Annotated in this window: 9 protein-coding genes; all 9 read right to left on the bottom strand. The window is 35.5% G+C overall.

The window, feature by feature from the left end:
- Positions 1-834 precede the first annotated feature (834 nt).
- Entirely contained in the window at positions 835-2,319 is a 1,485-nt protein-coding gene (gene lysS, locus BN2144_RS00430) for a lysine--tRNA ligase (protein ID WP_033826400.1), read from the bottom strand.
- 387 nt (positions 2,320-2,706) lie between these two features.
- A complete protein-coding gene (dusB, locus tag BN2144_RS00425; protein WP_033826399.1) occupies positions 2,707-3,711 on the bottom strand; it encodes a tRNA dihydrouridine synthase DusB in 1,005 nt (334 codons plus the stop codon).
- 23 nt (positions 3,712-3,734) lie between these two features.
- Positions 3,735-3,947 carry a helix-turn-helix domain-containing protein gene (locus BN2144_RS00420; RefSeq protein WP_033826398.1) on the bottom strand — a complete coding sequence of 71 codons (213 nt, stop codon included), beginning with the start codon at positions 3,945-3,947 and terminating at the stop codon, positions 3,735-3,737.
- On the bottom strand, positions 3,899-4,423 hold the full coding sequence (gene folK, locus BN2144_RS00415) for a 2-amino-4-hydroxy-6-hydroxymethyldihydropteridine diphosphokinase (protein ID WP_033826397.1): 525 nt from the start codon (positions 4,421-4,423) through the stop codon (positions 3,899-3,901). Before folK ends, BN2144_RS00420 begins: the two co-directional genes overlap by 49 nt.
- A gap of 72 nt (positions 4,424-4,495) precedes the next feature.
- On the bottom strand, positions 4,496-4,858 hold the full coding sequence (gene folB, locus BN2144_RS00410) for a dihydroneopterin aldolase (protein WP_033826396.1): 363 nt from the start codon (positions 4,856-4,858) through the stop codon (positions 4,496-4,498).
- Between the two features lie 26 nt (positions 4,859-4,884).
- Entirely contained in the window at positions 4,885-5,703 is an 819-nt protein-coding gene (gene folP, locus BN2144_RS00405; RefSeq protein WP_033826408.1) for a dihydropteroate synthase, read from the bottom strand.
- 210 nt (positions 5,704-5,913) lie between these two features.
- A complete protein-coding gene (gene cysK / locus BN2144_RS00400) occupies positions 5,914-6,837 on the bottom strand; it encodes a cysteine synthase A (RefSeq protein ID WP_033826395.1) in 924 nt (307 codons plus the stop codon).
- A gap of 186 nt (positions 6,838-7,023) precedes the next feature.
- A complete protein-coding gene (gene hslO / locus BN2144_RS00395) occupies positions 7,024-7,914 on the bottom strand; it encodes an Hsp33 family molecular chaperone HslO (RefSeq protein ID WP_033826394.1) in 891 nt (296 codons plus the stop codon).
- A 246-nt stretch (positions 7,915-8,160) separates the two neighbouring features.
- On the bottom strand, positions 8,161-8,925 hold the full coding sequence (locus BN2144_RS00390) for a type III pantothenate kinase (RefSeq protein WP_033826393.1): 765 nt from the start codon (positions 8,923-8,925) through the stop codon (positions 8,161-8,163).
- Between the last annotated feature and the right edge of the window lie 178 nt (positions 8,926-9,103).

Genomic DNA, 9,103 nt, shown 5'->3' with positions numbered 1-9,103 from the left:
GGCACGCCGCCAGCGTTCGTCCTGAGCCAGGATCAAACTCTCCAAAAGATAGTTTGATTGCTCAAAATAAATGACTAGCTTTAATTTATAAAACGCTTTGTCTTGTTCAGTTTTCAAGGTTCAAAATCTAACAGCTTAATTATTATATCAAAATAACTTTTTCTTGTCAATAACTTTTTTAAAATTTATTTTTTGAAAAAGTTACCCTTTTAAAAGCACTTAAATATCTTATCAATAACCAAGATGTTTGTCAACTGTTTTTTAGATTTTATTTTTTTGACATCGCATTGTTTTTCAGCGACAAATAATAATTTATCACCTTTTACTCCGATATGCAATAGGAAAAATAAAGTTGTTTTTTTCTGAATTATTCAGGTTGCCATTCAGCTAATTTCTATAATCCATTTACATATAGATGTAGTCTAACCTAATAACAAATCTACATGTGTTAACATTAAATGATTAAATAAAAAACTACCTATATTCTTTCCAAGTCAATCCCTGTGGCATAATTGAGCAGAGGCTATGTATATTCAGCTTCCGTAAGCACCTTCTCATATCCAATTCCATAATTACAACATTCTTGCTCCACAAGTTTTACGGTATTTCTATTATCGAACTGTCCTTAAGTTAATAAAAAGTCGAAGCACAACTTAAAAAATAAACAATCACAAATTCAACTCGATAATAAATACCGAACTATCATGAAACTTTATTAACAGTCTCAATTGATAGTTCGGCTTTTTTATTGGCTAGTAACATTCCGCCTAACCAACCAGTTTATAAAATAATATCATATGCATTGATTAACCAATGAAAGTTACAACCACACTATTAACGATGGCGCATTAATGGGAATAGTAACACATCCCGGATTGATGGTGCATTTGTCAATAACATAACTAAACGATCAATCCCTATTCCTAAACCACCTGTTGGCGGCATACCATATTCTAATGCTTCTACAAAGTCCTCATCCATTAAATGTGCTTCATCATTACCTTGGCTACGTTCTTTCACTTGAGCTTCAAATCTTTCACGTTGATCTATTGGATCATTAAGCTCTGTAAATGCATTCGCATGTTCTCTTGCTACAATAAATAATTCAAATCGGTCTGTAAATCTCGGATCATCAGCATTTTTCTTAGCTAACGGTGAAATTTCTACTGGATGACCATAAATGAATGTAGGTTGTATGAGTTTTTCTTCAACTTTTTGTTCGAAAAACTCATTAATAATATGTCCAACTTCCATATGTTCGGTTATCTCAATATCATATTCCTTTGCTAAACTACGCGCTTCTTCGACAGTCATTTCTCTCCAGAAATCTACGCCCACATATTCTTTTATGGCATCAACCATATGAAGTCTCTTCCATTTTGGCGTTAAATCTACTTCATATTCACCATAAGTGATCTTTGTTGTGCCTAAAACTGCTTGAGCAACATGTGCAATCATTTCCTCAGTTAAATTCATTATATCGTTGTAATCAGCATACGCTTCATATACTTCTATCATTGTAAATTCAGGGTTATGTCTTGTAGATACACCTTCATTACGGAAAACACGTCCAAGTTCATAAACTTTTTCTAATCCACCTACAATCAGACGTTTTAAATGCAATTCAAGGGCAATACGCATATACAGCTCCATATCTAATGCGTTATGATGAGTGACAAACGGGCGTGCTGCTGCTCCCCCTGGAATTGAATGCATCATTGGCGTTTCTACTTCTAAGAACCCTTTACTATCTAGGTAACGACGGATTGCTTGAATTATTTTACTTCTCGCTATAAACGTATCTTTACTTTCAGGATTCACGATTAAATCAAGATAACGTTGGCGATATCGTTGCTCAACATCTTTTAGACCATGGAACTTATCAGGTAATGGACGCAACGCTTTTGTTAAAATTTGGAAGTCCTCAACCTTTATTGATAACTCACCCACATGGGTTTTAAATAGTATACCTTTTATACCAACAATATCACCTAAATCAGCTGTTTTAAATACATCATATTCCTCTTCACCAACAGCATCTTTTCGGACGTATATTTGTATTTGTCCTGTCACATCTTGAATATGTGCAAAACCGACTTTACCTTTTCCTCGCTTTGTCATAATCCGTCCTGCCATTTGTACATGAATCGCCTTATTTTCTAGTTCCTCATTTTCTAATTCACCATAGCTATCTTTAAGATCTTTCGCATGATGTGTTGTATCAAAGCGTTTGCCAAAAGGATCAATCCCCTTAGAGCGTAAATCTTCCATTTTTTCTCGACGAACAATTAATTGGTCATTAAGTTCTTCATGACTCATCAGAAATCATCTCCATCATTAGAATTCTTTTATGTAAATATTGCACACGAGTATAAAGTTTCTATCAGTTACTATTCTTTCTACAATTCGTGTGAATCTGTAAATGAATCACTATAAAAGGTATTTTTCTACTATTGTTGTCTCTAGTATTTTTAGTAATAGCCTTATGTGTTTCGTTCCATATCCTTTTTCTTTAAAAAAATCTATAAGAACAATCGACAACAACTCTTGTAAACGCCTTTTAATTACGCATGAAAAATAGGAAAACTGCCAGCATTAAACTGGCAGTGTATCATATCAAAATAATTATAGGTTAACCAATGTAAAATTGTCAAACTAGCTTATTTTATCACTACCATATAAGTAAAGTTAATTTCGGATGACAATTCATACTGCCTCCTGCTTATGATCCTGTTTCACCGGTTCTAATTCATCTACTAATTGATTTAAAACTATAACAAGTTGTTCTCTTGTTTCGCACTCATTAATTGCACTTCGATACTTACCGCTCCCTTTAATTCCTTTTAAATACCACGCAGCATGCTTTCTCATTTCTTTCACAGCAACATGTTCACCTTTTATCGCAATTAAGCGGTCAAGATGTAGTTTACACACATCCATTTTTTCTTGGACAGTCGGATCCTCTGCTAATTTTCCAGTCTCAAGATAATTTACGGTTTGATAGATTACCCAAGGATTTCCTAAAGCTGCTCGTCCAATCATCACCCCATCAACACCCGTTTCGTCTAACATACGTTTAGCGTCTTGCGGAGTACACACATCACCATTACCAATCACAGGTATGGATACAGCTTGTTTTACATCTCGAATAATATCCCAATTGGCAACACCTTCATACATTTGTACACGCGTCCTTCCATGTACAGCCACAGCGGCACCCCCAGCACGCTCCACAGCTTGGGCATTTTGTACCGCATAAATATGTTGGTCATCCCAACCGATACGCATTTTTACCGTTACAGGTTTTTCAACCGCCTCTACAACATAAGAAACCATGTCATATATTTTACTCGGTTCTAATAACCATCTCGCTCCAGCTTCACACTTGATTATTTTATTAACAGGGCAACCCATATTTATATCAATAATATCGGCGTTTGTATTTTTATCTACAAACTTGGCCGCTTCAACTAAAGAGTCTTTCTCTCCACCAAAAATTTGTAGACTTAATGGTTTTTCTCTTTCATCCATATATAACATGTTTAGCGTTCTTTCATTTCGGTAAACAATGCCTTTATCACTAATCATTTCACAACAAACAAGTCCCGCCCCAAATTCCTTTACTGTTAAACGAAACGCATAATTGCTAACTCCAGCCATAGGGGCTAAAACAACTCTATTTTTTAATTCAATATCTCCAATTTTAAACAAGATTAACCCCCTCTTTATGTTCCCTATTCATTATTTAGGGAAACTAGTTCGTCAAATTCGATATTTAATGTTTGTGCAATTTTTTGTAACAAATCATAGGACGGGATTCTCGTACCCCGTTCAATTTCCCCAAGTATAGACACTGAGATTCCTAAGTCCTTTGCTAGACTCTTTTGCGTATACCCTTTTAGTTTTCGAAAAGCGCGTATACGTCGTCCCCAAACTTCCGCTTCCATAACCGAACCCCTTCTTTAGGTATATTTTCCGCTAATCCACCAATTGGCTCATTTATCCCTGGTACTACGGCAACCGGGTTTATCTCATTTATTGGAATTAATACAAACGCCCGTTCAGCCATCCTGGGATGAGGAATTTGAAGTTGCTCTCTGTTAATTATTTCTTGATTAAAAAGAATAATATCAAGATCAATTGTCCGGGGTCCCCATCGAATGACTCGCTTCCTACCGAGTTCCTTTTCTATAGAAAGGCATTCTTTTAATAAATTAAAAGGCGTATAATCTGTAATAATTTCAATAGCCATATTTAAATAGGAATCTTGATTGGTATACCCTACTGGATCTGTTTCATAAATAGAGGAGAAATTGCTCACTTGAATGAAGTCGTTTTCTTCAAGTTTTTTAATAGCATTATATAAGTACGCTGTTCGGTCTCCCATATTTGACCCAAGTGATAAAATCGCTCTATTTTTCATTCTATCATCTTCCCGTCAGTCATATTCAATAAAGATTTTTCGATACCGATAAATATAATTAAAAATTTATTTCTAGTTTCGAGTTCTAGTAATTTCTACCGCCACCGATTTATAATGTCCTGGTATTGGTGGATCCGGTTTAATAACTTTAACTGTGCAACTCTTTATTTTTTCATAAGTTTTTAATATTTCTGATGCTATTTTTTCTGCAACTGCCTCAATCAACTTATATTGTCTATTTTCGACTATCTCTTTACATAATGAATAAATCTCTGCGTAGTTTACTGTCTCGTTCAAATCATCTCGTTGACCTGCTCGTTGTAGATCTATATCTGTAATTAAATTGACAATAAAACGTTGGCCAATGCGATTTTCCTCTGGTAAAACACCGTGAAAACCGTAAAACTCCATTTCATTTAAATAAATTCGATCCATCCATTTTCTCTCCTATTTCTTGCACTTTACTGATGTGCTGTTCCTTTCACTAAAACATCCATCATTTTAGCCATTCTTGACATCTCTTTTACATCATGTACACGAATGATTTGGCAGCCTTTCATAATTCCGTAACAAACAGTCGCACCGGTTCCCTCTATTCTTTCTTCAACTGGCAATTTTAAAGCGTTACCGATGAGTGACTTTCTAGACGTCCCCAGTAAAACAGGATAACCTAAGCTGACAATTTTATCGAGATTTTGCATCATTTCAACGTTTTGTTCATACGTCTTTGCAAAACCAATACCTGGGTCTAATATAATTTGTTCATCACTGACACCACGTGATTTACAAATTGAAATGCTCTCGTATAGGTCATATAAACTATCCCTTAAGAAAATATCGTATTGTGGATTTTCACGATTATGGGTTAATATAATCGGAACGTTATACTTTTTTGCCACATCAGCGATTTCCGGATCTCTTTTCGCTCCCCAAATATCATTAATAATATGTGCACCCGCTTTAATGGCAGCTTCTGCAGTTTCAGATTTATAAGTATCAATGGACAGCGGTGCATCAATATGTTCTTTTAGCTGTTGGATAATTGGAACAACACGATTAATCTCATCCTCTGTTGATACCGGCTGAAATCCAGGTCTTGTTGATTCTCCACCAATATCGATTATATCTGCTCCATTTTCTATCATTTCCTTAGCATGCTGAAGGGACGAGTAACTCTGAACATATTTTCCTCCGTCAGAAAAGGAATCAGGCGTGACATTTAATATCCCCATTATATATGTTTTACTACTAAAATCGAATTCATATTTATCTACTTTCATTCCTTTCCCCATTCTAAACACTCCCTTATTCCAAACTATTTTCCATTTTAACAAAAATTTCTCTAGTGATGAAATAAGCCAAATACAAAAATAAAAAAAGTTGCCAGATTCGGGCGATCGGTAAACAAATACTGCTACTACTATTGTAACAATCATTTGATACCGACTCCCGGGTGGCAACAATGGAATTTCGCTCTATGGGTTTTTTTTTTATTCAAACTGATATAATTGTGTACTTAAATAACGTTCTCCATTATCTGGTACGATTGCTAAAACCTTTTTCCCTTTACCAAGTTTCTTTGCTACTTCAACAGCAGCAAAAATCGCTGCACCAGCAGAAATCCCACCTAAAATACCTTCATGACGGGCAGTTTGGCGAGCAGCTTCGAAAGCTTCCTCAGTCGTTACTTGGATAATTTCATCGTAAACATTTGTATCTAAAACACCTGGCACAAAGTTTGCTCCAATTCCTTGAATCTTATGTGGTCCTGGTTTACCACCGGATAAAATTGGGGAATCTTTTGGTTCAACAGCGTAAATTTTAATATTAGGATATTTCTCCTTTAATACTTGCCCAGCACCAGTAATTGTTCCACCTGTCCCAATACCAGCAATAAATGCATCCAATTGGTCGCCCATTTGGTCTACAATTTCTGGACCTGTCGTTAATTTATGAACTTCTGGATTTGCTTCGTTTTCAAATTGTTGTGGCATAAAATAACCATGTTCTTTAGCTAATTCCTCCGCTTTATTAACGGCACCTTTCATTCCTTCTGGTCCTGGTGTAAGTACAAGCTCTGCACCATACGCACGTAGTAAGTTACGTCTTTCTAGACTCATTGTCTCAGGCATAACTAAAATCGCTTTATACCCTTTTGCAGCTGCAACCATCGCTAAACCAATACCTGTATTACCACTAGTTGGCTCTATGATTGTGTCGCCTTCTTTTAATAAGCCCTTTTTCTCTGCATTTTCAATCATTGCTAGGGCAATACGGTCTTTCACACTACTTCCTGGATTAAAATATTCTAACTTAACATAGATTTCAGCTGCATTTTCGTCTGTAGCATGGTTCAACTTAACAATTGGTGTCCGACCTATTAATTCAGTAACTGAGTTTACATATTTGGACATAGTTACACCCCTAATTCATAGTAAATTGATTGGATTAATTTTATTTTATTACTTTACGTATCATTCTGTCAATTATTCTAGCCACATTTTATCTGATTATCCTTAGGGGATTTACCTTCAACAAAAAGCTTTGCATGTCAGACAATTAGAGACCTGCTTTAATCTATCTGGAAATAACCCTTAATATTATTGGTCTTTTTTCTCTGCCTGTTTTTTAAATTCCTCTAATTCCGCTTTTGAGTATGTATATTTTTCATTACAAAAATGACATTGTGCTTCAGCTTGTCCTTCATCATCAATCATTTCTTGCAATTCTTCTACACCAAGACTAATTAATGCATTACCAAATCGTTCTTTGGAACAAGTGCATTCGAATTGAACAGGTACCGTTTCTAATATTTGTACATTTTCTTTCCCTAATAATGTAGCAAGTATTTCTTCTGGTGTTAGTCCCTCTTTAATCAAAGTTGAAATAGGTTTTATTGTTTTTAAGCGATTTTCAACATCTGTTATCGTTTGCTCTGTTGCACCAGGCATCATTTGAATAATGAAGCCGCCTGAAGCTAGAATAGAGTGATCTGGGTTTACTAAAACACCTACTCCGACTGAAGATGGGACTTGTTCAGACGTTACAAAGTAGTATGTGAAATCTTCTCCTAATTCACCTGAAATTAGTGGAACTTGTCCAGAAAATTTCTCACGCATCCCAATATCTTTTACAACCGATAATGTCCCATTCGTCCCTACTGCACGTTTAACATCTAATTTTCCAAATTCATTTGTTTCAAAATCTACATGCGGATTTGTAACATATCCACGGACACTACCCGTTGTATTCGCGTCAATTAGTATTACTCCGATTGGACCGTTTCCTTCAATTTTTACAGTAATACTACTATCACCTTTTAGCATGGAACCCATCATTACACTTGCAGTCATTGCACGCCCCAATGCTGCAGAAGCCGTTGCCCACGTATCATGTCTTCTTTGTGCCTCGCTTACTGTTTCTGTTGATCGAATGGCATATGCTCGTACCTCACCATTAAAACCGATTGCCTTTACTAAGTAATCACTCATGTATGTAATTCTCCTTCCAGATGTTTAAAATTCATTGTACTTGAATTCTCCTATAAAGAAAACTCAAGCGTTGAGCCTTTACGCGGGGCAAGAGACTTAAAGTTCGCCGAAAAAACTTTTTCGGCTGCGAGATAATGTGCCAAAGCTTTTCTTAAGTTGCTTAAGCGTTTAGGAAAGTAGAAATAAAAAATTTATCCTGTCCCAGTAGCTAAAATAGGAGGTTGCAGTTTTAAAAAGTGTAACCATCTATCTATTTCGCTTATAAATAAGTTGTAACCCCTTTAAAGTTAGTAACGGGTCAACAATATCAATAATCTTTGCCTCTTGTGCAATTAAACTCGCTAAACCACCTGTCGCAATAACTGTCGGATTTCTTTTTGACCCTGCTTTCATTCTTGAAGCAATGCCTTCTACTTGACCAACATATCCATATATGATTCCTGATTGCATCGCTTCAATCGTATTTTTACCAACTATATTATTAGGTGGTACAATTTCAATACGAGGGAGCTTTGCCGCCTTCGTGTATAGCGCCTCAGTAGATATATATATTCCAGGGGCAATTGCTCCGCCCATATAGGATCCAGTTTCATCTACGAAACAGTATGTTGTAGCAGTACCAAAATCGATAATAATTAGTGGAGCACCATATTCATGAATCGCTGCCACTGCATTGACTATCCGGTCTGCACCAACTTCTTTTGGATTTTCGTACTTAATATTTAGCCCTGTTTTGATCCCTGGCCCTACGATTAATGGCTCGATTCCAAAATATTTTATACACATTCTCTCTAAAGAATTCATAATCGGAGGTACAACAGAAGAAATAATAATTCCTTCAATATCCTTATATGAGGTACCTTCGTGTTCAAATAACGATTTTACCAACAAACCATACTCATCTTCTGTGTTATTTCGGTTCGTAGCAATACGCCAATAATGCTTTAACTCATCATTATCATATACACCTAATACGATGTTAGTATTTCCTACATCTATAACTAGAATCATATGCTCACCAACTTTTTATAAAATAATGGGCTTTAGAAATTTTCTACTCATTGTTAGATAACCAAAAAAATATTACCATAAAAAGCACATAAAGAAAAATCATTGTATTTATTATCGATAGTATTTTTGATTCTTTCCATTCATAGTCAAAGTAGAAAAGAAAATTTCTTTTTACCTA

The sequence above is a fragment of the Bacillus andreraoultii genome (assembly GCF_001244735.1).
GTDB lineage: Bacteria > Bacillota > Bacilli > Bacillales > Caldibacillaceae > Caldifermentibacillus > Caldifermentibacillus andreraoultii.
The sequence above is the reverse complement of the archived record's forward strand: the minus strand, read 5'-3'. Positions and strand labels throughout refer to the sequence as shown.